This window comes from Pseudomonas sp. NY11955, assembly GCF_048068035.1.
Lineage (GTDB): Bacteria > Pseudomonadota > Gammaproteobacteria > Pseudomonadales > Pseudomonadaceae > Aquipseudomonas.
This window is the reverse complement of record NZ_JBLUPS010000009.1, coordinates 173,217-198,097: the sequence shown is the minus strand read 5'-3', so window position 1 is coordinate 198,097 and position 24,881 is coordinate 173,217. Positions and strand designations below refer to the sequence as shown.

Here is a 24,881-nt window from a genome sequence, read left to right as displayed (position 1 = left end):
CATTGGATCCCCTGTGCCAGCAAAAGCTGGCACTTTTTTTCTCTATCTCAAAGACGGACCCCGTAAAAACTCCATCATGGACCCTTCCCCTGGTATCAGCCTCACCTCGTTATTCGCCGACTTCGGCATGATCATCTTTGCCTTCCTGCTGGTGCTGCTCAACGGCTTCTTCGTTGCCGCCGAGTTCGCCATGGTCAAGCTGCGCGCCACCCGCGTGGAGGCCATCGCCGAGCAGCACGGCTGGCGCGGCAGCATTCTGCGCAAGGTACACAACCAGCTCGACGCCTACCTGTCGGCCTGCCAGTTGGGTATCACCCTCGCCTCGCTGGGCCTGGGATGGGTGGGTGAGCCCGCCTTCGCCCACCTGCTGGAGCCGCTGCTGGCGTACTTTGGCGTAGACAGCGCCGAGCTGGTCAAGGCCATCTCGTTCTTCGTCGCCTTCTTCGTCATCTCGTACCTGCACATCGTGGTCGGCGAGCTGGCACCCAAGTCCTGGGCAATTCGCAAGCCAGAGCTGCTGTCGCTGTGGACGGCCGTGCCGCTGTACCTGTTCTACTGGGCCATGTACCCGGCCATCTACCTGCTCAATGCCAGTGCCAACACCATCCTGCGCATAGCCGGCCAGGGCGAGCCTGGCCCACACCACGAGCACCACTACAGCCGCGAAGAACTCAAGTTGATCCTGCACTCCAGCCGTGGCCAGGACCCAAGCGACCAAGGCATGCGCGTGCTGGCCTCGGCCGTGGAAATGGGCGAGTTGGAGGTGGTCGACTGGGCCAACTCGCGTGAAGACATGATCAGCATCGACGCCCATGCGCCGCTGAAGCAGATCCTGGCCCTGGTGCGCCGCCACAAGTTCAGCCGCTACCCGGTGTATGACGCCGAGCGCGAAGAATTCACCGGCCTGCTGCACATCAAGGACCTGCTGCTGGAACTGGCCGAGCTGGAGCACTTGCCCGAAACCATCGACCTGGAAGACCTTGCACGGCCACTGGAACGCGTATCGCGGCACATGCCGCTGTCGCAACTGCTGGAGCAGTTCCGCAAGGGCGGCGCGCACTTCGTGCTGGTGGAAGAGGCCGATGGCAAGGTGATCGGCTACCTGACCATGGAAGACGTGCTGGAAGTGCTGGTGGGCGACATCCAGGACGAACACCGCAAGACCGAGCGCGGTATCCTCGCCTACCAGCCGGGCAAGCTGCTGGTACGCGGCGACACGCCACTGTTCAAGGTCGAGCGCCTGCTGGGCATCGACCTTGATCACATCGAGGCAGAGACCCTTGCCGGGCTGATCTACGAGACGCTCAAGCGCGTGCCTGAAGAAGAGGAAGTGCTGGAGGTCGAAGGGCTGCGCATCATCATCAAGAAGATGAAAGGGCCCAAGATCGTCCTGGCCAAGGTACTGAAGCTGGATTGATGGCCAAATCGGTCAGGGGTTGCCGGCAGTGAAATCCGGCAACCCGCTGATCGGCCTGTCGAAGCGGTAAGGTATCGACTCCAGCGCCAACCCCACGTTGCGCTGCACCACGAAATGCAGGTGCGGCCCGGTGCTGTTGCCGGTATTGCCCGACTTGGCCAGCATCTGCCCCTGCCGTACCCGTTGCCCCTCCGCCACCACCACCGAGCCACGCATCAGGTGCAGGTATACGCCCATGGTGCCATCCGGGTGCAGGATCCTGACAAAGTTGCCCGAGGGGTTGGGCTCGCGCCCGCTCTGGCTGTTCTGCGTCTTCACCACCACCCCTTCCCGCGCGGCAATGATCGGGGTGCCTTCGGGCATGGCGATATCCATGGCATAGCGCCCTTTGGGGCCAAAATGACTGACACGGCCATTGGGGCCCTGGGTGACGCGGAACGGCCCGCCGATCCACGGGAACGCATAGCGAAAGCCCTGGGGACGCTTGCCTGGGTCGCCCATGGCCTGCAGCAGGGTGGAACGGTAGTTCAGCAGCAGCCCTGGCCGCCCCCTGAGCACGCTGAGCATCTGCGTGGTACGCGGCGGTAGCAGGCGGCGCACGATACGCGGGGCATCGCCGCCTTGTGCGTTCACCAGGTTGTCCAGGCGCAACTCGACTTCTACCGGCACATGCAGCTCGTTACGTGCCGAGAAGCTCACGCCACCGTCGAAGGTTTTTGCGTTCAGCAGCACCTGGCCTTCGAGCGTTTCGACCATGGGTTCGAGCAACACCAAAGGCTTGGCGCCGGGGCCGGGCCGGTCGGAGTAGGAGATCACACCGGATTCGTCGGTGATCTTGTAGAGCGTCACACCCAGGCTCGACGCCGAGGCCATGAGCAATGCACAAAACAGCAGCAGGCGCGCGGGCATGATAGTGGCTTTTTGACATTTATGATCTGTCGAAGCCTAGCAGCGGGTTTTGTAGCGGGTATTGCAGTTGGTCGGATGGCGCAGGAGCAGCCTGTGCTGCCCCTGCCCCTGCCCATGCGTCAGGCGCCGGGGGTGAAATGCTTCTGCGCAGTCCCGCGGGCAATCAACCGCGACAGGTAGTCGAGCTTCTGGGCATCCTGGTCGACGAACTTGAAGGTTAGTTGCAACCAGTCGCTGTCGGGCTTGGGCTCCAATGCCGCCACGGCATGCAGGTAGCCGTTCAAACGCGCGACTTCGGCGCTTTCGCCCTGCTCCAGGTCCAGCACCGCACCCTCCAGCACCTGTGGCAACGCTTCGCTGCGGCGTACCACCAGCAGTGCCTCTTTCAGGCTCAGCGCCTTGATCACACACGGCTGCATGCCACTGGCCAGGCGCAGTTGGCCCTGGCCACGGCCGCTCGGCGCGGGGGCTGCAGCTGCGGGGGCCGTAACCAGAGGCTTAGCCGGTGCTGGCGCAGGCGCCGAAACCTTCACCGCTTCCGGCTTGCCGGCGGTCAGCGCGTTCAACGAATCGTTGGCGAACGCCGAGTTGACTCGCGCCGGGCCGATGGCCATCAGGCTGTCGAGCTTGCCGATCTTGGTCAGGGCCTTTTTCACCTTGGTCAGCAGCTGCTCGTTGGTGAATGGCTTGCCGACAAAATCGGAAACGCCCGCCTGGATCGCCTGGATGACATTTTCCTTGTCACCACGGCTGGTCACCATGATGAACTGCAGGTGCTTCAGCGCAGGCTGCTGACGGCACCAGGTGAGCAGTTCCAGGCCGGACATTTCCGGCATTTCCCAGTCGCACAGAACCAGGTCGAACGCTTCCTTGCCGAGCATGGCCATGGCCTTGCGACCATTGACCGCGTCGTCGATGGCCATGCCCGGGAAGGCATTGCGCAGGCACTTGCGGACCAAGTCACGGATAAAAGGGGCGTCATCCACGACCAGCACATTCACTTTACTCATCGATACTCCTTCTGAATCCCGACTAGCCTACTGCCAAATAATGGCCATTTGCTACAACCTGGTCACGCCGGGACTTCTTCACATCGTTCGCGGGTGCCTGCCGGCTCTCGACCGCAAACGAAAACGCCCGGCCAAGGCCGGGCGTCGATGCTCGGGAGCAACCTTACTTATCGTCAGATTCGCCCGGAACATTAGCCTTTTCGCCGTCAGCGACAGCGGTGCCCTGCACTTCTGCCGTCATGCGTTTGAGGCCCATGTGGCGCACGTCGGTACCGCGCACCAGGTAGATCACCAACTCGGAGATGTTGCGCGCATGGTCGCCAATCCGCTCCAGCGAGCGCAGCACCCAGATCACGCTCAGCACCCGCGAGATAGAGCGCGGGTCTTCCATCATGTAGGTCACCAGCTCACGCAACGCGGTCTTGTATTCGCGGTCGATGGTCTTGTCGTACTGGGCCACCGACAAAGCCAGGTCGGCGTCGAAGCGGGCAAAGGCGTCCAGCGCATCACGGACCATGTTGCGCACCTGGTCGCCGATGTGGCGCACCTCGACGTAACCACGAGGCGACTCCCCTTCTTCGCACAGCTGGATGGCGCGGCGGGCGATCTTGGTCGATTCGTCGCCGATGCGTTCCAGGTCGATCACCGACTTGGAAATGCTGATGATCAGGCGCAGGTCGGAAGCCGCTGGCTGGCGGCGGGCGAGGATGCGCAAGCACTCCTCGTCGATGTTGCGCTCCATCTGGTTGATCTGCTCGTCAACCTCGCGCACTTGCTGGGCCAGGCCCGAGTCGGCCTCGATCAGCGCGGTCACCGCGTCGTTGACCTGCTTTTCCACCAGCCCGCCCATGGCCAGCAGGTGGCTGCGTACCTCTTCGAGCTCGGCGTTGAACTGCTGGGAAATGTGATGGGTAAGGCTTTCTTTGTTGATCATCGTTCGCTCCGCGAAGAAGCTGCAAGCTTCAAGTAGTTCGTGTCATTCCCTGTGGGAGCGGGCGTGCCCGCGAACACCGGCGAAGCCGGTGCCACATACCGCGGCGCCTGCTGCGCGGGCACGCCCGCTCCCACAGGGGCCGCGTGGCTGCTAGCCGTAGCGACCGGTGATGTAGTCTTCGGTCTGCTTCTTCGCCGGGTTGGTGAACAGGGTGTCGGTGTCCCCGAATTCGACCAGTTTGCCCATGTACATGAACGCGGTGTAGTCGGAAACACGGGCCGCCTGCTGCATGTTGTGGGTCACGATGACGATGGTGTACTTGGATTTCAATTCGTAGATCAGCTCTTCGACCTTCAACGTCGAGATCGGGTCCAGCGCCGAGCAGGGTTCGTCGAGCAGCAGCACCTCAGGCTCAACGGCAATGGTGCGGGCGATAACCAGACGCTGCTGTTGGCCACCGGACAGGCCCAGCGCCGATTCATGCAGGCGGTCCTTGACCTCGTCCCACAAGGCCGCGCCTTTCAACGCCCACTCGACGGCTTCATCAAGCACGCGCTTCTTGTTGATGCCTTGGATACGCAGGCCGTAGACCACGTTTTCGTAGATGGTCTTGGGGAACGGGTTGGGCTTCTGAAACACCATGCCGACACGGCGGCGCAGCTCGGCCACGTCTTCGCCTTTGCGGTAGATGTTGTTGCCGTACAGGTTGATGGCGCCTTCCACGCGGCAGCCGTCAACCAGGTCGTTCATGCGGTTGAAGGTGCGCAGCAGGGTCGACTTGCCGCAGCCGGACGGGCCGATGAAGGCGGTCACGCGCTGCTTGGGGATGTTCATGCTGACGTCGAACAACGCCTGCTTGTCGCCGTAGAACAGGCTCAGGCCCGGCACTTCGATGGCCACGGTTTCTTCGGCCAGGCGCAGGCTCTGCTTGTTGCGGCCCAGGGCAGACATGTCGATGCCGTGGGTATGGGAATCTTGCTGCATGGTCAACTCCATACGCTATCAATTCGTTTCAAAGGGCCGCCCGCTGTACGGGCGGCGCGCTTGTCATCAGGGTCAGCTGTCCAGCGCCTTGTACTTCTCGCGCAGGTGGTTGCGGATCCACACGGCAGACAGGTTGAGGGTGGCGATCACCAGCACCAGCAGCAGCGCCGTGGCGTAGACCAACGGTCGCGCGGCCTCGACGTTCGGGCTCTGGAAGCCGACGTCATAGATGTGGAAGCCCAGGTGCATGATCTTCTGGTCCAGGTGCAGGTACGGGTAATTACCGTCCACCGGCAGCGAAGGCGCCAGCTTCACCACACCCACCAGCATCAGCGGCGCCACTTCACCCGCGGCGCGGGCCACGGCGAGGATCATGCCGGTCATCATGGCCGGGCTGGCCATGGGCAGGACGATCTTCCACAGTGTTTCAGCCTTGGTCGCGCCCAGCGCCAGCGAACCTTCACGCACGGTGCGCGGGATGCGCGCCAGGCCTTCTTCGGTCGCCACGATCACTACCGGCACCGCCAGCAGCGCCAGGGTCAGCGATGCCCACAACAGGCCCGGGGTGCCCAGGGTTGGCGCCGGCAGTGCCTCAGGGAAGAACAGGCGGTCGATCGAGCCACCCAGCACGTAGACGAAGAACCCCAGACCGAACACGCCGTAGACGATCGCCGGTACACCGGCCAGGTTGTTCACCGCAATGCGGATCAAGCGTGTCACCGGGCCTTGTCTTGCGTATTCGCGCAGGTAGACGGCGGCCAGCACGCCGAACGGGGTGACGATCACGGCCATGATCAGGGTCATCATCACGGTACCGAAAATGGCCGGGAAGATGCCGCCCTCGGTGTTGGCTTCACGCGGGTCGTCGCTGAGGAACTCCCAGACCTTGGCGAAGTAGGTGCCCAGCTTGGTGAACGCAGACATGCCGTTCGGCTGGATGGCGTGCACCACCTTGCTCAGGTTGATTTCCACTTCACGGCCATTGCCATCGCGCGCCACCAGGCTGTCGCGGGCAAAGGCTTGATGCAGCCCGGTCAGGCGGTCTTCGATGGCCTTGTAGCGGCTGTTCAACTCCGCGCGGTCGGCGTCCATGTCGGCCTGGGCGGCGGCGTCCAGCTTGCCGTCCAGCTCCAGCTTGCGGGCTTGCAGGCGCAGGCGCTCGAGGCCATGGTTGATGGCACCGATGTCTTTCTTTTCCAGCTGCTGCAGCTCGCCATTGAGCGTGTTGGCACGCTTGAGTCGGGCCTGCAGCTCGTTCCAGGCCGCAGGACCCTCGGCAACCACACGGCCTTCTTCCTTGACGCTGACCAGGTAGCCGTAGAAGTTGCCCCACTCGCGGCGCTCCAGGGCAATCAGGTCGGCTGGGCGCTGTTCGTCGACCAGCCAGTCGCCGACCACCCAGGTGAAATCGCTGCCGTTGAGGTCGCGGTTACCCACCTTGATCAACTCGCGGGTCATGAACTCCGGGCCCTGCTCCGGTACCGGCAGGCCGGCCCCCTTGAGGCGGGCACGGGGCACCTCTTCCTTTTGCACCACTTCGCCGATAACGATGTGATCAGCCTGGCCCGGCACCTTGTAGGTTGCCTGGACAAGGTCGGCCGGCCAGAAGTGGCCCAAGCCGCGCACGGCAATCACCGCCAGCAGGCCGACGGTCATGATCACCGCCATGGCCACCGCGCCGCCGCTCATCCAGACGCCTGGGGCGCCGCTCTTGAACCAGCCTTTGAGGGAATCCTTTTTCACGGATCGCTACCTTTCTATCAAAGCGACGAGTATTTCTTGCGCAGACGCTGGCGAATCAGCTCGGCCAAGGTGTTCATGATGAAGGTGAACATCAGCAGCACCAGGGCGGCCAGGAACAGCACGCGATAGTGGCTGCCACCGACTTCCGATTCCGGCATTTCCACCGCCACGTTGGCGGCCAGGGTGCGCATGCCCTCGAACAGGTTCATCTCCATCACCGGGGTGTTGCCGGTGGCCATCAGCACGATCATGGTCTCGCCCACCGCACGGCCCATGCCGATCATCAGCGCCGAGAAGATGCCTGGGCTGGCGGTGAGGATGACCACGCGGGTCAGGGTTTGCCAGGGCGTCGCCCCCAGCGCCAGCGAGCCCAGGGTCAGGCTGCGCGGCACGCTGAACACGGCGTCTTCGGCAATCGAGTAAATGTTCGGGATAACCGCAAAGCCCATGGCGATGCCGACTACCAGGGCGTTGCGCTGGTCATAGGTGATGCCCAGGTCGTTGGTGATCCACAGGCGCATGTCGCCGCCGAAGAACCAGCTTTCCAGGTGCGGGCTCATGGTCAGGGCGAACCAGCCGGTGAACAGGATGACCGGGATCAGGATCGCCGCTTCCCAGCCATCCGGCACGCGCAGGCGGATCGACTCCGGCAGGCGGCTCCAGACGAAGCCGGCCAGCAGGATACCGATCGGCATCAGCAGGAACAGGCTGAACACACCCGGCAGGTGGCCTTCCAGGTACGGGGCCAGGAACAGGCCGGCGAAGAAGCCGAGGATCACCGTCGGCATCGCCTCCATCAGCTCGATCACCGGCTTGACCTTGCGGCGCATGCCCGGGGCCATGAAGTAGGCGGTGTAGATGGCCGCGGCAATGGCCAGCGGGGCGGCCAGGATCATTGCGTAGAACGCGGCCTTCAAGGTACCGAAGGTCAGCGGCGACAGGCTGAGCTTGGGCTCGAAGTCCGTGTTGGAAGCGGTCGATTGCCAGACGTACTTCGGTTCGTCGTAGTTCTCGTACCACACCTTGCCCCACAACGCGCTGAAGGAAATTTCCGGGTGCGGATTGCGCAGGCTCAGCGGCAGCAGTTTGCCGCCTTCTTCGATGATGATGCGGTTGGCGCGTGGCGACAGGGCCAGGATGCCAGGGCCTTCGGCAGCCGGCTCGACCAGCAGGGTACGGTGCGCGGTGCTGTGGAACACGCCCAGCTTGCCTTCGGCGTCCAGGGCGATGAAGCCCTTGCGGCGCTCTTCGGCGTCGATCTGCACGATGGGCGCCTTGCCCATCTGGAAGGTACGGATCTGCTTGAAGCGCGATTCGCCATCCGGGTCGCGGGCCATGAACCACTGGGCCAGGCCGCCCTTGGAGTCACCGATGATCAGCGAGATGCCACCGACCAGCGGGGCCGTGGCGGTGATTTCGGTGTCGGCGCTTTCAGACAACTTGTAACGGCCGTTGAGGCTCTTGTCGCGCAGGCTGAACACGTCAGCCGTGGCGCGGCCGTTGATCACGTACAACCACTGCTGGCGCGGGTCGATGAAGATGTTCTTCACCGTTTCGGTCATCTGTGGCAAGACGATACGGTTTTGTTCGGTGGTGACCTCTTCGGTCATCATGTTTTCCGTGCGGGTCAGCTCGACCACCTGCAGGTGCGCGCCGGTGGAACCGGCCAGCAGCAGGGTGTCGCCATTGACGTTGACGCTGACGTGCTCAAGCGCACGGCCCTGTTCGTCGAGCACGAACGGCTGCTCGCCGTAGGGGTAATCGATGCCAGGGGCGATGGTTTTCTTGTTGTCCGGGTAGGTGATCTTGTAGGTGTGGTGGAACACCAGCGCCTGGCCATTGGACAAGCCCAGCACCACCAGCGGGCTGCCCGGCTGGTCAGTGCTGATCGACGTGACCTGGGTGTCTGCCGGCACGGGCAGATCGACACGCTTGAGCGCGTTACCGGTCTTGGTGTCGAAGAACAATGCCTGGCCCTTGTCCGAAACACGCATCCCCACCAGGTTCTGCTCTTCAAGCGCAATCATCAGCGGCTTGCCGGCATCCTGCTGCAGCCAGGTCGGCTCCAGGGCTTTCTTGCTGGTCAGCTGGGCGCCCTGGAACAGTGGCAGCACCACATAAGCCAGGTAGAAGAAGATCAGGGTGATTGCCGCCAATACGGCAAGCCCGCCCACCAGTACATACCAGCGGGTCAGGCGGTCCTTGAGCGCACGCATGCGGCGCTTGCGTTGCAACTCGGGCGTATTGAAATCAATGCGCACGGGCTGGGAGTTTTGGGTCATGTTGGAATTGGCCAGATCATTCATGCGCACACCCTAGCGGTCCCGTGTGACAAAAACATTACAAAGTGGTGACGCGCGAAAGCCCGCCGCACAGGGGACCTGGCTTCGGACTGGAAATTCGTGGAAGAGGCCGGGCAGTGGCACCGGCCTCTTCTTAATTACTTACTTCTTTGCAACGTTACCGGTGTGGGACAGGCCCAGGTCAGCCAGGGTCTTGTCGACGACTTTGGCCGGCAGCGGGATGTAACCATCCTTCACCACGACCTGCTGGCCAGCTTGCGACAGCACCAGCTTGACGAACTCGGCTTCCAGCGGGGCCAGCGGCTTGTTCGGCGCCTTGTTGACGTAGACGTACAGGAAGCGCGACAGCGGGTAGCTGCCGTTCAGGGCGTTGGCTTCGTTGTCTTCGACGAACTCGCCGCCTTCTTTCTTGGCCAGGGCCACGGTCTTGACGCTGGCGGTCTTGTAACCGATGCCCGAGTAGCCGATGCCGTTCAGCGAGGAGCTGATCGACTGCACGACCGAAGCCGAGCCAGGCTGTTCGTTGACGTTAGGCTTGAAGTCGCCTTTGCACAGGGCTTCTTCCTTGAAGTAGCCGTAGGTGCCCGATACCGAGTTGCGGCCGAACAGCTGGATTGGCTTGTTGGCCAGGTCGCCGGTCACACCGACGTCGCCCCAGGTCTTGATCTCGGCCTTGCCACCGCACAGGCGGGTGGAGGAGAAGATGGCGTCGACCTGAGCCATGGTCAGGCCCTTGATCGGGTTGTCCTTGTGCACGAACACAGCCAGGGCATCGACGGCGACCGGGATAGCGGTCGGCTTGTAGCCGTACTTCTGCTCGAAGGCCTGCAGCTCGACGTCCTTCATCTTGCGGCTCATCGGGCCCAGGTTGGCGGTGCCCTCGGTCAGCGCGGGTGGCGCGGTGGAGGAGCCGGCAGCCTGGATCTGGATGTTTACGTTCGGATATTCCTTCTTGTAGGCCTCGGCCCACAGAGTCATCAGGTTCGCGAGGGTGTCGGAACCGACGCTGGAGAGGTTGCCCGAAACACCGGTGGTCTTGGTGTAGGTCGGGATCGCAGGATCGACAGCGGCTACCGCGTTGGCGGTTGCAACGCCAGCGGCGGCAAAGGTGAGGGCCGCCATCAAACGCTTCAGTTTCATGCCTTGCTCCTAGCAGGAATATTGGGGTGTTGGATGGAACGGGCCCAAGTATCGGCAGGCCGCATGAACACGATATGACTTCATTGTGACAATTGGATGAAAGGCCATCATCGTAAAAACGACGAACCTTGTGGGAGCGGCCTTGTGCCGCGAAAGGGCTGCAAAGCAGCCCCAGCAATTTATGCATCTGCGCTGATACCCTGGGGCCGCGCTGCGGCCCTTTCGCGGCACAAGGCCGCTCCCACAATGACCGCGCTAGCCATCCATATCAGCGCTTGTTGGCGAGCAGGTACAGACCCACGGCCAGACCAACCGCGCACAGGCCAGCCACATAGTAAGCAGGCGCCATCGGGCTCACCTTCAGCAGCGCGGTCACCACCATCGGTGTCAAGCCACCAAAGATGGCGTAGGCAACGTTGTACGAGAACGACAGGCCGCTGAACCGCACCACCGCCGGGAACGCCTTGACCATCACATAAGGCACCGCGCCAATCACACCCACGCACAGGCCGGTCACCGCATACAGCGGGAACAACAGCTCGGGCCGGGTCGGCAGGCTGTGGTAGAACGCCCAGGAACTGGCCAGCAGCAACAGGCTGCCGATCACGAACACCCGGCCCGCACCAAAGCGGTCGGCCAGGCTACCGGCGCCAATGCAGCCAAAGCTGAGCAAGACGATGGCCAGGCTGTTGGCCTTGAGCGAGTCGGTCGGGCTGATGTGGTAGAAGCTCTGCAGCAGCGCCGGGGTCATCAGGATGACCACCACGATGCCGGCCGACAGCATCCAGGTCAGCAGCATCGACAGGATGATCGGGCCGCGGTGGTCACGCAGCACCGCGCGCAGTGGCAGCTCCTCGGCCAATGCCTTGCGTTGCTGCATCTCGGCGAACACCGGGGTTTCGTGCAGCCAGCGGCGCAAGTACACCGAGAACAGGCCGAACACACCGCCCAGCAAGAACGGGATACGCCAGGCGTAATCGGCCACTTCTTCCGCGCTGTACACGCTGTTGATCAGGGTCGCGACCAGCGAGCCCAGCAGAATGCCGGCGGTCAGGCCGGCGGTCAGGGTGCCGCAGGCATAGCCGGTGTTGCGCGCCGGTACGTGCTCGGAGACGAACACCCAGGCGCCCGGCACTTCGCCGCCGATGGCCGCGCCTTGGATCACGCGCATCAACAGCAGCAGGATCGGTGCCCACATGCCGATCTGCGCGTACGTTGGCAGCAGGCCCATGATCAGGGTCGGCAAGGCCATCATGAAGATGCTCAGGGTGAACATCTTCTTGCGCCCGAGCAGGTCGCCGAAGTGGGCCATGACGATGCCGCCCAGCGGCCGAGCCAGGTAGCCGGCGGCGAAGATGCCGAAGGTTTGCATCAGGCGCAGCCACTCGGGCATGTCGGCCGGGAAGAACAACTTGCCCACCACCGTGGCGAAAAACACGAAGATGATGAAGTCGTAGAACTCCAGCGCGCCGCCCAGGGCGGACAGTGAGAGGGTCTTGTAGTCACTGCGGGTCAGCGGCCGCGAGGGCTGCTCGATACTGCTCGGCACGGAAGTCATCGCTCGTTGTTCTCTTTGTAGGGCATGCAGGCCGCTTGGCACGCGGCTTCTGGATTGGGAGACAGGCGAAGATAGCAAATTGCCGAGCTACGCCGAAAGCGATACAAAATCCATACAGATATTCATGAATGTGCGGTCGTCGCTGGCCGTTATGCCCTATATACTGGCGGTTCGTAGGAAAGGGTTGCTCCTAACGTGGGATGTTGTGCGAAAACGCCGGTCACTATTGTCAGGCGGTTTCGCAGAATTTCCCTACGGCCGCCCAGTGAAACGAAATCGGCGTAGTATGTTCCAAGCTGAATCGTTTACCCGGCCTTTGCGCCACACCAACGAAAAGCGTCACGGGTCAGAGGCCCCATCGCATGATTGAGCTCGAACAAGAAGATCCAATCCCGCAAGGCGACCTGGCCTTGCAGATCACCGCACTGCCGCGCGAGACCAACGGGTTTGGCGATATCTTCGGCGGCTGGCTGGTTGCCCAGATGGACTTGGCCGGTACGGCCATGGCCAGCCGCGTTGCTGGCGGCCGCGTGGCCACTGTAGCCATCGACCGCATGGCCTTCCTGGTACCGGTGGCGGTAGGCGCACAGCTGTCGTTCTATACCCAGACCCTGGAAATCGGCCGCAGCTCGATCCAGATGATGGTCGAGGTGTGGAGCGACGACCCGTTGTCCAGCGAATGGCGCAAGGTCACCGAAGCGGTATTCGTCTTCGTTGCCATCGATGGCAGTGGCCGCACCCGCTCCGTGCCTCGTCGCTGAGCCACGCTGGCGGTAAACTCATTGCATGTGCCCGGGTCCAAGGCCCACTGGCAATCAATGAGATGAATGCAATGGCTACCTTCCAGGTCGTAACCGAGCAACATGGCGAACTCAACTGCTGGCGTATCAGCAGCGCCCGCGCCGAACTCCTGATCGCCCAGCAGGGCGCGCAGATCCTCAGCTACCAGCGGGTGGGCGAGCCGCCACTGCTGTGGCTGAGCGACCAGGCCATCTTCCGCCAAGGCAAGTCGGTACGCGCCGGGGTACCGGTGTGCTGGCCGTGGTTTGGCAACCTGCAGCGCAACCCCCAGGCCGTGCAGGCCATGTTCCACGGCGAGCAGGCGCCTGCTCACGGGCTGGCGCGCTCGCGTGACTGGCAGTTGCTGGGTATCGAGGAAACGAACGACGGCCTGCGCATCGAATTCGAACTGCCTGAGGCGCAGGGCGACCTGCCCAACTGGCCTCATGACGTCGAGTTGAAGCTGGTGGTGGAGCTGGGCGAGGAACTGGCGCTGAAGCTGACCAGCCGCAACATGGGCAATACCCCCGTTACCATCAGCCAGGCCCTGCACAGCTACTTCGCGGTGAGTGATGTGCGCCAGTCGCGGGTCGAGGGCGTCGACGGGCTGGGCTATATCGAGACCTTGGCTGACTGGGAACAGCGCCAGCAGCAAGGCCCGCTGGCGTTTACCGGGGAGACTGACCGGATCTACCTCGACACCCCATCGCAACTGAGCATTGTCGACCCGCATTGGAACCGGCGGATTACCTTGACCAGCAGCGGGTCGCGGTCGGCGGTGATCTGGAACCCGTGGACCGAGCGGGCGCGGGAGCTGGCGGATATGGCCGACGATGGCTGGCAGCGGATGCTGTGCATCGAAACGGCGAATGTGTGGGATGACCTGGTGGAGCTGAGGCCAGGGGCCAGTCATTCGCTGAGCGTTGGAATTGCCAGCGAAGCCCTTTGATCTGATGCCCCAGGGACCGCTGCGCGGTCCTTTCGCGGCACAAGGCCGCTCCTACAGGGATCGCGCTCACCTGCTGGCGGCGCGGTCCCTGTAGGAGCGGCCTTGTGCCGCGATGGGCTGCAAAGCAGCCCTTCTCCATCAATCAGAGGTCGGCGTCTTCCACCACCCTCACCTTCCCCGCATCCAGCGCGTAGGCCGCATCGGCCAGGTCATTGCTGACCTTTTCCACCTTCAGCTTGCCGCTGACCCACAGCGGTGTGTAGATGTCATCGATCTTCAACCCTTTCGGGTAGCGCACCAACACCAACTGGTTAGGTGGCGGTGGCGGCACATGGATGCACGCGCCTGGGTAGGGCACCAGGAAAAACAGCGTGCTGTTGCCCTTGGCATCGCTTTCCAGCGGCACCGGGTAACCGCCCAGGCGGATGTCCTTGCCGTTCATGGCAGCCACAGTCTTGGTCGAGTACATCACCGCCGGCAAGCCCTTGCTCTGCTTGAGGCCGCCCTTGTCGGTAAAGGTGCCCATGGCTTCTGGCGAGTTGTGGTCGATTTCGGGCATTTGCTCGAGCGCCTTCTGGTCCGACTTGGGCATCAGCTCCAGCCAGTCGGTTTCGGACAGTTCGGCATGGGCCAGGGCGCTGGCCAACAGCAGGGGGACAAGGAAAAAGGCACGCATGGAAATGCTCGGCAACTCGGATGAATTGCCGGGCATTCTAACCAGTATTCAGCGTTTCTTGATGAATCCGTAGATCACCAGAAGGACCACGGCACCGACCAGCGCGCCAATGAAGCCCGCCGCCTGCCCAGCCTGGTAAATGCCCAGTGCCTGGCCGCCATAGGTGGCCAACAGCGAGCCGGCAATACCCAGCAGGATGGTCATGATCCAGCCCATGCTGTCGTCGCCCGGCTTGATGAAGCGGGCCAGCAGGCCAACGATGAGACCGATGAAGATGGTTCCAATGATGCCCATGGCAATCCCTCTGCAGTTCGAAGATGGAACAAGCCAAAGCCTAGACAGCGCTTTGGCTTGTTGCCATTTTCAGAGGGCAAGCCTATGGCAGAAGTTCGATCAGTTGCTGATCAAGGCCTCTACTTCGGCAATCTTGCGCTCAAGGGTGGCCATGTCATGGCAGCGCAGGGTGGCGTGGCCAACCTTGCGGCCGACCTTGAAGGCCTTGCCATAGTGGTGCAGGTGGCAGTCGTCGATGGCGACGACTTTGTCCACCGCCGGTACTTCACCGATGAAGTTGAGCATCGCGCTCTCGCCCACCTTGGCGGTCGAGCCCAGCGGCAGGCCGGCAACGGCACGCAGGTGGTTCTCGAACTGGCTGCACTCGGCACCTTCGATGGTCCAGTGCCCGGAGTTGTGCACGCGCGGGGCGATTTCGTTGGCCTTCAGGCCACCGTCGACCTCGAAGAACTCGAAGGCCATCACGCCAACGTAATCCAGCTTCTGCAACACGCGACCGACGTAGTCTTCGGCCAGGGCCTGCAGCGGGTGTGCCTGGCTAGCCACCGACAGGCGCAGAATGCCGCTCTCGTGGGTGTTGTGCACCAGCGGGTAGAAGCGGGTTTCGCCATCGCGGGCACGCACGGCCACCAGCGACACTTCGCCAGTGAACGGCACGAAGCCTTCCAGCAGGCATGGCACGCTGCCCAGCTCGGCAAAGGTGCCTACCACGTCTTCTGGCGTGCGCAGCACCTTCTGGCCCTTGCCGTCATAACCCAGGGTGCGGGTTTTCAGCACAGCCGGCAGGCCGATGCTGGCCACCGCGGCGTCCAGGTCTGCCTGCGAAAGGATGTCGGCGAAGGCCGGAGTGGGGATACCCAGGTCGCGGAACATGCTCTTTTCGAACAGGCGGTCACGGGCGATGCGCAGGGCTTCGGCGCTGGGGTACACCGGCACGAACTGCGAGAGGAAGGCCACGGTCTCGGCCGGGACGCTTTCGAACTCGAAGGTGACCAGGTCGACTTCGTCGGCCAGCTGGCGCAGGTGGTCCTGGTCGCCGTAGTCGGCACGCAGGTGCTCGCCCAGGGGCGCGGCGCAGGCGTCCGGTGCCGGGTCGAGGAAGGCGAAGTTCATGCCCAGCGGGGTACCCGCCAGGGCCAGCATGCGGCCCAGCTGGCCGCCACCGATTACACCGATCTTCATGGGTTGAGCCTCAAGCCTGGCGCGGGTCTGGGTTGTCCAGCACGGTGTCGGTCTGCTCCGTGCGGAACTGCTTCAACGCCGCGTGGTACTGCGGGTACTTGGCGCCCAGGATGCTGGCCGACAGCAGTGCGGCGTTGACCGCACCGGCACGGCCGATGGCCAGGGTGGCGACCGGTACGCCAGCGGGCATCTGCACGATCGACAGCAGCGAATCGACGCCCGACAGCATCGACGACTGCACCGGCACACCCAGCACCGGCAGGTGGGTCTTGGCGGCGCACATGCCTGGCAGGTGGGCTGCGCCACCGGCACCGGCGATGATCACCTCGATGCCACGGCCCTCAGCCTCCTCGGCATACTGGAACAGCAGATCCGGGGTGCGGTGGGCGGAAACCACCTTCACTTCGTAGGGAATGCCGAGTTTTTCCAGCATATCGGCGGTGTGGCTAAGGGTGGACCAATCGGACTTGGAGCCCATGATCACGCCAACCAGTGCACTCATCGTCGAGCCTCTTCGCTTGTGCGCCCTTGGGCGCGTCAAAAAACAACAAGCCACGCGGGACGACCGGCGTGGCTTGTTTGCTGATCAGGACCGGACGCATCCGGTCGAAAGGCCGCGCAGTATACCGTAAGGTGGTGCGTTTAAGGCACCCCGGCGACCAACTGTCGCCCCTTATTTTTCGGGGCTTTGGCTGACTTTTGGGTCAACCGCCGCGGCACCTTCGAGCTTGCGCCACAACAGCCTGACGTTGGCCTTGCGCACCAGCGCACAGCGGTACAGGCGGATTTCCAGCGGCACGTGCCACTGGCTGCCCCCGCAGATGGCCAACTCGCCCCGCTCCAGCTCACCGCGCATCGACAGGCGCGGTACCCAGGCGATGCCCATGCCCTCCAGCGCCATGCTTTTAAGGCTGTCGGCCATGGCGGTTTCATAGACGGTGGTATAGCGCAGGTTGCGCTGGCGCAGCAGCAAATTGACCGAGCGCCCAAGGAACGCACCCGCGGTATACGCCAACAGCGGCACGCTGCCCTCGCCTTCCAGGTCGAACAATGGCTGGCCTTCGGCATCCACCGCGCACACCGGCAGCATTTCAGTGGTGCCCATGTGCAGCGACGGGAAGATTTCGGCGTCCATCTGCAGGGCCGCATCCGGGTCGTAGAAAGCCAGCATCAGGTCGCAGCCGCCTTCACGCAATGCGTGCACGGCATCTCCGACGTTAGTCGCAACCAGGCGGGTGGCGATGTTCAAACCGTCGTTGCGCAACTGGGCCACCCAACGCGGGAAAAAGCCCGAGGCGAGGGAGTGTGCCGCCGCCACCTGCACCACTTCGCCCTGCCCGCCTTCCAAATGATGCAAGTGACGGAGAATTTCGCTCAACTGGTCGACAACGGTGCGCGCTGTGACGAGAAAAAGCTGCCCGGCCTCGGTCAGCTCGATGGGCGTGCGGGAACGATTCACCAGTTGCAAGCCCAGCGCCGCTTCAAGGCTGCGAATGCGCCGGCTGAAGGCCGGTTGAGTCACGAAACGCCGCTCTGCCGCCTGGGAAAAACTGCGGGTGGCGGCCAGTGCGCTGAAATCTTCCAGCCATTTGCTTTCAAGGTTCACGAAGCACATCTCCCGGCGTGCACCAAAATGGAACACGCTCGAATGTCAATTGGCGTCACATGAAACACTATGCCGTTTGTGCATAGGTTAGCGTGCAACAGCATTGGCCGCAAAATCACCTTCAGGCCTAGGATTGGCGCCATTCCGGCATGTGCCGGGTCAAAATCGAGATGATATACATCATGTCCTCCGCTGCATCGTTCCGCGTCGAAAAAGACTTGTTGGGTACCCTGGAAGTTCCTGCAGATGCCTACTACGGCATCCAGACCCTGCGCGCTGCCAACAACTTCCACCTCTCCGGTGTTCCGCTGTCGCACTACCCGAAGCTGGTCGTGGCCCTGGCCATGGTCAAGCAGGCCGCTGCCGACGCCAACCGTGAGCTGGGTCACCTGAGCGATGCCAAGCACGCTGCCATCACCGCAGCCTGCGCCCGCCTGATCAAAGGCGATTACCACGACCAGTTCGTGGTGGACATGATCCAGGGCGGTGCTGGTACTTCTACCAACATGAACGCCAACGAAGTCATTGCCAACGTTGCGCTGGAGGCCATGGGCCACCAGAAGGGCGAGTACCAGTACCTGCACCCGAACAACGACGTGAACATGGCGCAGTCGACCAACGACGCCTACCCGACCGCTATCCGTCTGGGCCTGCTGCTGGGTCACGACGCGCTGCTGGCCAGCCTCGACAGCCTGATCCAGGCCTTCGCTGCCAAGGGTAAAGAGTTCGACCACGTACTGAAGATGGGCCGCACCCAGCTGCAGGACGCCGTTCCGATGACCCTGGGCCAGGAATTCCGCGCCTTCGCCACCACCATGACCGAAGACCTGCAGCGCCTGCGCTCGCTGGCTCCGGAACTGCTGACCGAAATCAACCTGGGCGGTACCGCCATCGGCACCGGCATCAACGCCGACCCTGGCTACCAGGCCCTGGCCGTACAGCGCCTGGCCACCATCAGCGGCCAGCCGCTGGTGCCGGCTGCCGACCTGATCGAAGCCACCTCCGACATGGGCGCCTTCGTGCTGTTCTCCGGCATGCTCAAGCGTACCGCGGTCAAGCTGTCGAAGATCTGCAACGACCTGCGCCTGCTGTCCAGCGGCCCACGCACCGGCATCAACGAAATCAACCTGCCAGCGCGTCAGCCAGGCAGCTCGATCATGCCAGGCAAGGTCAACCCGGTTATCCCAGAAGCCGTCAACCAGGTGGCCTTCGCCATCATGGGCAACGACCTGGCCCTGACCGTCGCTGCCGAAGGTGGCCAGCTGCAGTTGAACGTGATGGAGCCGCTGATCGCCTACAAGATCTTCGACTCGATCCGCCTGCTGCAACGCGCCATGGACATGCTGCGCGAGCACTGCATCGTCGGTATCACCGCCAACGAACAGCGCTGCCGTGAACTGGTCGAGCACTCGATCGGCCTGGTCACCGCCCTGAACCCGTACATCGGCTACGAAAACGCCACCCGTATCGCCCGCGTTGCCCTGGAAAGCGGCCGCGGTGTGCTGGAGCTGGTGCGTGAAGAGAAGCTGCTGGACGACGCGATGCTCGACGACATCCTGCGTCCGGAAAACATGATCGCCCCGCGTCTGGTTCCGCTGAAGTCGTAACCAGCCCGCTGCAAACAGTCTCACCAGGTTAAGGGACTAGACACCTCTCAACCTTTCAAGGCCCGAGCGCTTGCTTCGGGCCTTTTTTTTGCCTGATGGATTTTGCCAGCCGCACAGCACTCCCAGCATATCGGCACACAACTTGCTCCATAATGCGTCCCAGGCCAACGGGATTACCCAGCATGCTGCACAGCCACCTGACCACCCTCAACGCGGTTTCGCTGATCCTCAACGTTTTCCAGGCAGACGGTTGCGAGGCATCGGCACTGCTGGCCGGCAGCGGCATCGGCCCGGCAGACCTGGGGCACGCCGATGCGCGCATCACCACCCAGCAGGAATTGCAGGTGTGCGCCAACGCCGTGGCCCGGCGCGAGGACATTGGCCTGGAGCTGGGCCGGCGCATGCATGTGTCGTGCTACGGCATGCTCGGTTACGCCCTGCTCTCCAGTGCCACTTTGGGTGACGCCTTGCGCTTGGCGCTGCAGTATCCGGCACTGCTGGGAACAGTCTTCAAGCTGCGCTTGCTCGACGACGGCCAGCGCGTCTGGCTCAGCGCAAGCGATTACCACGACAGCCCGGCGCTCAGCGCTTTCAATGCCGAGTTCTGCCTGGTTTCGCTGAAAGTCATCTGCGACGACCTGCTTGGCCGCCCGTTACCGCTGCTGGGTGCCCGTTTCGAACACCCGCGCCCCACTTACCACACGCGCTATGCCGGCGCGTTCCAATGCCCGATTGGTTTCGCCGTCGAGGACAATGCCTTTGCCTTCGAAAGGCGCTGGCTGGATATGCCGCTGCCGCTTGCCGACCCCATTACCCACAAGGCCATGAGCGAACGCTGCCGGCGCCTGAACCTGGAATTCACAGGCCGCCAGGCCTGGCTGGGGCGGATTCGCCAGCTGCTGACGCAGCAACTGGACGCGGCACCCGGGCTGGAAGGGCTGGCGCGGCAGATGAACTGCTCGTCGCGTACCCTGCGTCGGCATTTGCAGGCGTTGGGCAGCAGTTATCAACAGTTGCTGGACGAGCTGAGGTTCGAGCGGGCCAAGCAGTTGCTGGCCGATGAACAGATGCCCATCTACCGGATTGCCGAAACCTTGGGTTTCAGCGAAACGGCCAGCTTCCGGCATGCCTTCCAACGCTGGAGCGGTGTGGCGCCCAGCCACTTTCGCGGTTGACCTGTTGTGGCCAAAGAGCTTGGCCACATCGATCCCCTTTTGGCCGTTTGCGTCGTTCTCCGCTACTGACCCGCCCATGACAATGGAGCCACGCCAGTCCCCACCGGAGAACAACAATGCTGACGATCTATTCCGATGATCACCGCCTGCACCACGGCCGCTGCGAGCTGATCGACGGCAAGCTGATGCCCTGTTTCGAAATGCCTTCGCGCGCCGACCATGTGCTGGATCAGGTCAAAAAGCGCAACCTCGGCGATATCCAGGGCCCTACCGATTTTGGCCGCACGCCATTGCTGCGCATCCACAGCGCCGACTACCTGGACTTCTTCGAGGGCGCCTGGGCCCGCTGGGCCGCACTTGGCCAGGAAGGCGACCTGCTGCCCTTCACCTGGCCCGCGCGCACCCTGCGCCAGGTAAAACCCACCGGCCTGCACGGTGAGCTGGGCTACTACAGTTTCGATGCTGGTGCACCGATCACCGCCGGCACCTGGCAAGCGGCCTACAGCGCCGCCCAGGTCGCCCTTACCGCCCAGGCAGCGATCCAGCAAGGCGCCCATTCGGCCTTCGCGCTGTGCCGTCCGCCAGGGCACCACGCCGCTGGCGAAGTGATGGGCGGCTACTGCTACCTGAACAACGCTGCCATCGCCGCCCAGGCCTTCCTCGACCAAGGCCGTCGCAGGGTCGCCATCCTCGACGTCGACTACCACCACGGCAACGGTACCCAGGACATCTTCTACAGCCGCGACGACGTGTTCTTCGCCTCGATCCATGGTGACCCACAGGACGAGTTCCCGTTCTTCCTCGGCTACGCCGATGAAACCGGCGAAGGTGCCGGCGAGGGCTGCAACATCAACTACCCGTTGCCGGCGGGTAGCGACTGGGCCGCCTGGAGCGCCGCCCTGGAAGACGCCTGCCAGCGCATCGCCAGCTATGACGCCGATGTACTGGTCATCTCCCTGGGTGTGGACACCTTCAAGGACGACCCGATCTCCCAGTTCAAGCTGGACAGCCCGGACTACCTGGAGATGGGCAAGCGCATCGGCCAGCTCGGCAAGCCGACCCTGTTCGTGATGGAAGGCGGCTACGCTGTGGAAGAAATCGGTATCAACGCGGTCAATGTGCTGGAAGGCTTCCAGCGCGCCCAGCCAGGAGCCCGGTAATGGTTCGACTCAAGCGTCTGCTCACCCCGTTCATCGCTGCCACCCTGTTCACCGGAGCCCTGCACGCGCAAGCCGAGCAGCGCACCTTGCGTGTGTATAACTGGTTCGATTACATCACCCCGCAGACCTTGACCGACTTCCAGAAGGACAGCGGCGTCAAGCTGGTGTACGACATCTTCGACACCAACGAGGCGCTGGAGGCCAAGCTGCTCACCGGCAACTCCGGCTATGACGTGGTGGTACCGTCCAACGTGTTCCTCGCCAAGCAGATCGAAGCCGGGGTATTCCAGCCGCTGGACCGCAGCAAGCTGCCCAACTGGCAGCACCTGGACCCCGCGCTGATGAAGCTGATCGAGGCCAACGACCCGGGCAACAAGTTCGCCGTGCCGTACATGTATGGCACCGTGCTGATCGGCTTCAACCCGGCCAAGGTCAAGGCAGCGCTGGGCGACAACGCGCCGGTGGACAGCTGGGACCTGATCTTCAAGGAAGAGAACATCGCCAAGCTCAAACAGTGCGGCGTGGCCCTGCTCGACTCGCCGTCGGAGATCATGCCGCTGGCCCTGCAGTACCTGGGCTTACCGCCGAACAGCGACAAACCGGCCGACTACAAGCAGGCCGAGGCGCTGATGTTGAAGATTCGTCCGCATATCACCTACTTCCACTCCTCGAAGTACATGGCAGACATCGCCAATGGCGACATCTGCGTGGCGGTGGGCTACAGCGGCAGCTTCTCGCAGGCTGCCAACCGAGCCCGTGAGGCGAAGAACGGCGTGGTGGTGGACATGCGCCTGCCCAAGGAAGGCGCACCGATCTGGTTCGATATGCTGTCGATTCCGAAGGGTGCAGCCAACCCGGAGGATGCACATACGTTCATCAACTACCTGCTGCGACCAGAGGTGATTGCGCCGATCAGTGACTTCGTTGGCTATCCGAACCCGAACAAGGACGCCACCGCCAAGGTGAACCCAACGATTCGCAACAACCCCAACCTGTATCCGACGGCGGAGGCGATGGCCAAGCTGTATACCCTCAAGCCACTGGCACGGGATGCCGAACGGGCGCGGACCCGGGCCTGGACGCGGATAAAGTCCGGTACCTGAGTCGCCTGCTTCGCGGGCACGCCCGCTCCCACATTGATCGGCTATCACCCTACTCTGTGGGAGCGGGCATGCCCGCGAAGGGCCGCGCAGCGGCCCCATTCACTTTCTCCAGGCTTTGCGCAGTTTCATCAGGGCCTCGGCAATCTCCCCCTCCGGCACCGCCGCAAACCCCAGCACCAGCCCCGCTCGCTTATCCACAGGCACCTCGCTGTCAGCCAACCAGAAGTTGCTCAGCGGCGTCACCTCCACACCCACCGCCTCTGCCTTGGCCACCAACGCCTGCTCCCGTGCAAAGTTATCCACATCCACTTTCACATGCAGCCCAGCCGCCACTTCCGGCATTGCGCCCAACCCCGGAATATCCACAGGCCAACCGGCCTTGAGCACATTGCGCCGGTTCAGGGCCGCCTTGCGCATGCGGCGGATATGCCGCTGAAAATGCCCGCGGGCCATGAACTCTGCCATCACGCACTGGCAGCTGACCTCCGAATGCCGCACCGCCAGCGCCTTGCCCTGGCTGAACGCCTGCGCCAGCTGTGGCGGGAGCACCAGGTAGCCAAGGCGCAACGCCGGGAAGGCGATCTTGCCGAAGGTGCCGACGTACAGCACCCGCCCGTGCCGGTCGAGCGCCGCCAAGGGGGCCAGCGGTGCGCCGCTGTAGCGATATTCGCCGTCGTAGTCGTCCTCGATTATCCATCCATCGTTGCGTTCAGCCCAGGCCAGCAACTCCAGGCGGCGCGCCAGGCTCATGGTCACCCCGGTCGGGTATTGGTGAGCAGGCGTGACGTAGGCCAAGCGGCAGTCCGGCAACTGCTCTAGCCGGCCGCTATCCATGCCATCTTCATCCACCGGCACGCCAAGCACTCGGCCGCCCGCCAGCGTGAATGCATGACCAGCCGCCCGATAGCCTGGGTTTTCCACAGCCACAGCGTCGCCAGGCTGCAATAGCAACTGTGCACAAAGGCTGATGGCTTGCTGCGCACCACTGGTGATCACAATTTGTTCAGCCGTGCAGCTCAGCCCCCGCGAGCGGCGTAAATAGGCCGCGATCAACTCGCGCAAAGCCGGCTCACCTGCCGGGTCACCGTAACCCAACTGCGCGGGGGCTGGGTTGCGCCAGAAACCCGCCTGCAGCTTGGCCCAGACGTCAAATGGGAACAGGTCGAACGCCGGAATACCGACGCGAAAAGCACGAGGCGCACCACTTCTGGGGGGGGACAAGTGGCTAGTTCTCAGGCGCTGCAAGGGCTCGCTCAAACGCCGTGCGCTGGATAAATCATCAGTATTTTCTTCAAGAAATGTGGATAAGCCTGTTGATAACCCCTGGGATAACCCTGTGGATACTTGTGTGGATAGTTTCGGCAGCCGGCTGACGTAAGTGCCATCACCGACCCGGCTTTCAATGTAGCCCTCGGCATACAGTTGGTCATAGGCACGCACCACGCTGTTGCGCGACAGCGCCAGCATGCCAGCCAGGTCGCGCGTGGCCGGCAACCGCGTACCACTGCTCAGGCGCCCATCCAGTACCCGCGCACGCAACGCCTGGTAAAGCTGCTGGCTAAGCCCACGGCGGCGATCAAGGGCGATGCCAGCGGGGTCGAAAGGCAGTATGAGGGGATGCTCGCTCATGGCATTGGACCTATCAAATCAGACAGTAATGGCTCTTACCCAGAGCCAATAGCCTGCCTAGGATGAAGCCATTCGACAAGGATCCTGCCCATGTACAACAGCAAGCCGCACCAGGAACACGACCTCGCCCGCCTGCACCAGCACATGCTGGACACTCGCCTTGCCGTTCTGGTCAGCCAGGGCGAGCAGGGCCTGCTGGCCACGCACCTGCCAGTGCTGGTCGATACCGCCGAGGGCGAGTTCGGCACGGTGTATGCCCACCTGGCCCGGGCCAACCGCCAATGGCAGGACCTGGAGCAAGGCGGCGAAGCGCTGCTGGTGTTTCCCGGCGCCGATGCCTATGTCAGCCCCAGCTACTATCCAAGCAAGGCCGATAACCCCAAGGTGGTGCCAACCTGGAACTACCTGGCTGTGCACGCCTACGGCCCGGCCGAAGTTATCCATGAGGCCGAGCCGCTGCTTTCAATCGTTAGCCGCCTGACCGACCGCCACGAACAAGGTCGCAACGAACCGTGGAAAGTCACCGATGCCCCTGCTGACTACCTCGACGGCATGCTCCGCGCCATCGTCGGTATCCGCCTGCCCATCGCCCGCCTGCAGGGTGCGCGCAAGCTCAGCCAAAATCGCTCCGAACAAGACATCGCCGGCGTGCGCGAAGGCCTGAGCGCCAGCCGCGATCAACTGGACAATCAACTCGCGGCGCACATGCGCCAACTCTGAAG

The 24,881-nt window shown here is 63.0% G+C and carries 22 protein-coding genes; 8 read left to right on the top strand and 14 right to left on the bottom strand.

Translation table 11 applies throughout. The features are described 5' to 3' along the window. The first annotated feature begins 76 nt into the window (after positions 1–76). Complete coding sequence (locus tag ACNFBR_RS18355) at positions 77–1,417, top strand: hemolysin family protein (protein WP_416736213.1); 1,341 nt, start codon at positions 77–79, stop codon at positions 1,415–1,417. A 12-nt stretch (positions 1,418–1,429) separates the two neighbouring features. Here ACNFBR_RS18355 and ACNFBR_RS18350 read toward each other — a convergent pair whose 3' ends face one another. From ACNFBR_RS18350 to ACNFBR_RS18315, 8 genes are all read right to left on the bottom strand, one after another. Beyond that, the gene (locus tag ACNFBR_RS18350) at positions 1,430–2,326 is read right to left on the bottom strand and encodes a peptidoglycan DD-metalloendopeptidase family protein (RefSeq protein ID WP_416736212.1); all 897 of its coding nucleotides are present in this window, start codon (positions 2,324–2,326) and stop codon (positions 1,430–1,432) included. A 119-nt stretch (positions 2,327–2,445) separates the two neighbouring features. Further along, positions 2,446–3,336, bottom strand: coding sequence for a response regulator (locus ACNFBR_RS18345; RefSeq protein WP_416736211.1), 891 nt, complete (start codon positions 3,334–3,336; stop codon positions 2,446–2,448). Between the two features lie 163 nt (positions 3,337–3,499). Further along, positions 3,500–4,270, bottom strand: coding sequence for a phosphate signaling complex protein PhoU (gene phoU / locus ACNFBR_RS18340; protein ID WP_416736210.1), 771 nt, complete (start codon positions 4,268–4,270; stop codon positions 3,500–3,502). 150 nt (positions 4,271–4,420) lie between these two features. Continuing rightward, on the bottom strand, positions 4,421–5,254 hold the full coding sequence (pstB, locus tag ACNFBR_RS18335; RefSeq protein WP_012274853.1) for a phosphate ABC transporter ATP-binding protein PstB: 834 nt from the start codon (positions 5,252–5,254) through the stop codon (positions 4,421–4,423). 72 nt (positions 5,255–5,326) lie between these two features. Further along, positions 5,327–6,943 carry a phosphate ABC transporter permease PstA gene (gene pstA / locus ACNFBR_RS18330; RefSeq protein ID WP_416736267.1) on the bottom strand — a complete coding sequence of 539 codons (1,617 nt, stop codon included), beginning with the start codon at positions 6,941–6,943 and terminating at the stop codon, positions 5,327–5,329. Between the two features lie 71 nt (positions 6,944–7,014). Beyond that, positions 7,015–9,303, bottom strand: coding sequence for a phosphate ABC transporter permease (locus ACNFBR_RS18325; RefSeq protein ID WP_416736209.1), 2,289 nt, complete (start codon positions 9,301–9,303; stop codon positions 7,015–7,017). A gap of 138 nt (positions 9,304–9,441) precedes the next feature. After that, positions 9,442–10,440, bottom strand: a complete 999-nt coding sequence (locus ACNFBR_RS18320; protein WP_416736208.1) for a phosphate ABC transporter substrate-binding protein PstS — start codon at positions 10,438–10,440, stop codon at positions 9,442–9,444. A 268-nt stretch (positions 10,441–10,708) separates the two neighbouring features. Next, positions 10,709–11,998, bottom strand: a complete 1,290-nt coding sequence (locus ACNFBR_RS18315) for an MFS transporter (RefSeq protein WP_416736207.1) — start codon at positions 11,996–11,998, stop codon at positions 10,709–10,711. Between the two features lie 362 nt (positions 11,999–12,360). On the opposite strand from ACNFBR_RS18315, the gene ACNFBR_RS18310 reads away from it, so the two are divergent. Together ACNFBR_RS18310 and ACNFBR_RS18305 are read left to right on the top strand one after the other, a co-directional pair. Further along, positions 12,361–12,759, top strand: a complete 399-nt coding sequence (locus ACNFBR_RS18310; RefSeq protein WP_003253317.1) for an acyl-CoA thioesterase — start codon at positions 12,361–12,363, stop codon at positions 12,757–12,759. 71 nt (positions 12,760–12,830) lie between these two features. Next, a complete protein-coding gene (locus ACNFBR_RS18305) occupies positions 12,831–13,727 on the top strand; it encodes a D-hexose-6-phosphate mutarotase (RefSeq protein WP_416736206.1) in 897 nt (298 codons plus the stop codon). Positions 13,728–13,869: 142 nt separating this feature from the next. On the opposite strand, the gene ACNFBR_RS18300 is transcribed toward ACNFBR_RS18305, so the two are convergent. From ACNFBR_RS18300 to ACNFBR_RS18280, 5 genes are all read right to left on the bottom strand, one after another. After that, positions 13,870–14,403: a DUF3299 domain-containing protein gene (locus ACNFBR_RS18300; RefSeq protein ID WP_416736205.1), complete on the bottom strand. Its 534-nt coding sequence runs from the start codon at positions 14,401–14,403 to the stop codon at positions 13,870–13,872. Positions 14,404–14,451: 48 nt separating this feature from the next. After that, positions 14,452–14,697, bottom strand: coding sequence for a GlsB/YeaQ/YmgE family stress response membrane protein (locus tag ACNFBR_RS18295; protein WP_400654050.1), 246 nt, complete (start codon positions 14,695–14,697; stop codon positions 14,452–14,454). 99 nt (positions 14,698–14,796) lie between these two features. Then, positions 14,797–15,879 (bottom strand): 5-(carboxyamino)imidazole ribonucleotide synthase, encoded by a 1,083-nt coding sequence (locus ACNFBR_RS18290; RefSeq protein WP_416736204.1) that lies wholly within the window; start codon positions 15,877–15,879, stop codon positions 14,797–14,799. A 10-nt stretch (positions 15,880–15,889) separates the two neighbouring features. Further along, complete coding sequence (gene purE / locus ACNFBR_RS18285; protein WP_003253304.1) at positions 15,890–16,381, bottom strand: 5-(carboxyamino)imidazole ribonucleotide mutase; 492 nt, start codon at positions 16,379–16,381, stop codon at positions 15,890–15,892. 171 nt (positions 16,382–16,552) lie between these two features. Beyond that, on the bottom strand, positions 16,553–17,485 hold the full coding sequence (locus ACNFBR_RS18280; protein WP_416736203.1) for a LysR substrate-binding domain-containing protein: 933 nt from the start codon (positions 17,483–17,485) through the stop codon (positions 16,553–16,555). A 182-nt stretch (positions 17,486–17,667) separates the two neighbouring features. On the opposite strand from ACNFBR_RS18280, the gene aspA reads away from it, so the two are divergent. From aspA to ACNFBR_RS18260, 4 genes are all read left to right on the top strand, one after another. After that, complete coding sequence (aspA, locus tag ACNFBR_RS18275) at positions 17,668–19,092, top strand: aspartate ammonia-lyase (RefSeq protein WP_416736202.1); 1,425 nt, start codon at positions 17,668–17,670, stop codon at positions 19,090–19,092. Positions 19,093–19,274: 182 nt separating this feature from the next. Beyond that, the gene (locus tag ACNFBR_RS18270; protein ID WP_416736201.1) at positions 19,275–20,267 is read left to right on the top strand and encodes an AraC family transcriptional regulator; all 993 of its coding nucleotides are present in this window, start codon (positions 19,275–19,277) and stop codon (positions 20,265–20,267) included. Positions 20,268–20,383: 116 nt separating this feature from the next. Continuing rightward, positions 20,384–21,427 carry a histone deacetylase family protein gene (locus ACNFBR_RS18265; protein WP_416736200.1) on the top strand — a complete coding sequence of 348 codons (1,044 nt, stop codon included), beginning with the start codon at positions 20,384–20,386 and terminating at the stop codon, positions 21,425–21,427. Beyond that, the gene (locus ACNFBR_RS18260; RefSeq protein WP_416736199.1) at positions 21,427–22,530 is read left to right on the top strand and encodes a polyamine ABC transporter substrate-binding protein; all 1,104 of its coding nucleotides are present in this window, start codon (positions 21,427–21,429) and stop codon (positions 22,528–22,530) included. The genes ACNFBR_RS18265 and ACNFBR_RS18260 overlap by 1 nt, the downstream gene beginning before the upstream one ends. Before the next feature lie 99 nt (positions 22,531–22,629). Here the strand turns inward: ACNFBR_RS18260 and ACNFBR_RS18255 are convergent, their stop codons facing one another. Beyond that, positions 22,630–24,159 carry a PLP-dependent aminotransferase family protein gene (locus tag ACNFBR_RS18255; RefSeq protein ID WP_416736198.1) on the bottom strand — a complete coding sequence of 510 codons (1,530 nt, stop codon included), beginning with the start codon at positions 24,157–24,159 and terminating at the stop codon, positions 22,630–22,632. Positions 24,160–24,249: 90 nt separating this feature from the next. Between ACNFBR_RS18255 and ACNFBR_RS18250 the strand changes: the two genes are divergently transcribed. Then, a complete protein-coding gene (locus ACNFBR_RS18250; RefSeq protein ID WP_416736197.1) occupies positions 24,250–24,879 on the top strand; it encodes an FMN-binding negative transcriptional regulator in 630 nt (209 codons plus the stop codon). Positions 24,880–24,881 lie beyond the last annotated feature (2 nt).

Coding starts and splice junctions, on each gene's coding strand:
- ACNFBR_RS18325 (WP_416736209.1), bottom strand. CDS start 9,303: ATGAATGATCTGGCCAATTCCAACATGACCCAAAACTCCCAGCCCGTG.
- ACNFBR_RS18250 (WP_416736197.1), top strand. CDS start 24,250: ATGTACAACAGCAAGCCGCACCAGGAACACGACCTCGCCCGCCTGCAC.
- ACNFBR_RS18295 (WP_400654050.1), bottom strand. CDS start 14,697: ATGGGCATCATTGGAACCATCTTCATCGGTCTCATCGTTGGCCTGCTG.
- phoU (WP_416736210.1), bottom strand. CDS start 4,270: ATGATCAACAAAGAAAGCCTTACCCATCACATTTCCCAGCAGTTCAAC.
- pstB (WP_012274853.1), bottom strand. CDS start 5,254: ATGCAGCAAGATTCCCATACCCACGGCATCGACATGTCTGCCCTGGGC.
- ACNFBR_RS18260 (WP_416736199.1), top strand. CDS start 21,427: ATGGTTCGACTCAAGCGTCTGCTCACCCCGTTCATCGCTGCCACCCTG.
- ACNFBR_RS18305 (WP_416736206.1), top strand. CDS start 12,831: ATGGCTACCTTCCAGGTCGTAACCGAGCAACATGGCGAACTCAACTGC.
- ACNFBR_RS18345 (WP_416736211.1), bottom strand. CDS start 3,336: ATGAGTAAAGTGAATGTGCTGGTCGTGGATGACGCCCCTTTTATCCGT.
- purE (WP_003253304.1), bottom strand. CDS start 16,381: ATGAGTGCACTGGTTGGCGTGATCATGGGCTCCAAGTCCGATTGGTCC.
- ACNFBR_RS18315 (WP_416736207.1), bottom strand. CDS start 11,998: ATGACTTCCGTGCCGAGCAGTATCGAGCAGCCCTCGCGGCCGCTGACC.
- ACNFBR_RS18355 (WP_416736213.1), top strand. CDS start 77: ATGGACCCTTCCCCTGGTATCAGCCTCACCTCGTTATTCGCCGACTTC.
- ACNFBR_RS18350 (WP_416736212.1), bottom strand. CDS start 2,326: ATGCCCGCGCGCCTGCTGCTGTTTTGTGCATTGCTCATGGCCTCGGCG.
- ACNFBR_RS18255 (WP_416736198.1), bottom strand. CDS start 24,159: ATGAGCGAGCATCCCCTCATACTGCCTTTCGACCCCGCTGGCATCGCC.
- ACNFBR_RS18290 (WP_416736204.1), bottom strand. CDS start 15,879: ATGAAGATCGGTGTAATCGGTGGCGGCCAGCTGGGCCGCATGCTGGCC.
- pstA (WP_416736267.1), bottom strand. CDS start 6,943: ATGAGCGGCGGCGCGGTGGCCATGGCGGTGATCATGACCGTCGGCCTG.
- aspA (WP_416736202.1), top strand. CDS start 17,668: ATGTCCTCCGCTGCATCGTTCCGCGTCGAAAAAGACTTGTTGGGTACC.
- ACNFBR_RS18270 (WP_416736201.1), top strand. CDS start 19,275: ATGCTGCACAGCCACCTGACCACCCTCAACGCGGTTTCGCTGATCCTC.
- ACNFBR_RS18320 (WP_416736208.1), bottom strand. CDS start 10,440: ATGAAACTGAAGCGTTTGATGGCGGCCCTCACCTTTGCCGCCGCTGGC.
- ACNFBR_RS18310 (WP_003253317.1), top strand. CDS start 12,361: ATGATTGAGCTCGAACAAGAAGATCCAATCCCGCAAGGCGACCTGGCC.
- ACNFBR_RS18265 (WP_416736200.1), top strand. CDS start 20,384: ATGCTGACGATCTATTCCGATGATCACCGCCTGCACCACGGCCGCTGC.
- ACNFBR_RS18300 (WP_416736205.1), bottom strand. CDS start 14,403: ATGCGTGCCTTTTTCCTTGTCCCCCTGCTGTTGGCCAGCGCCCTGGCC.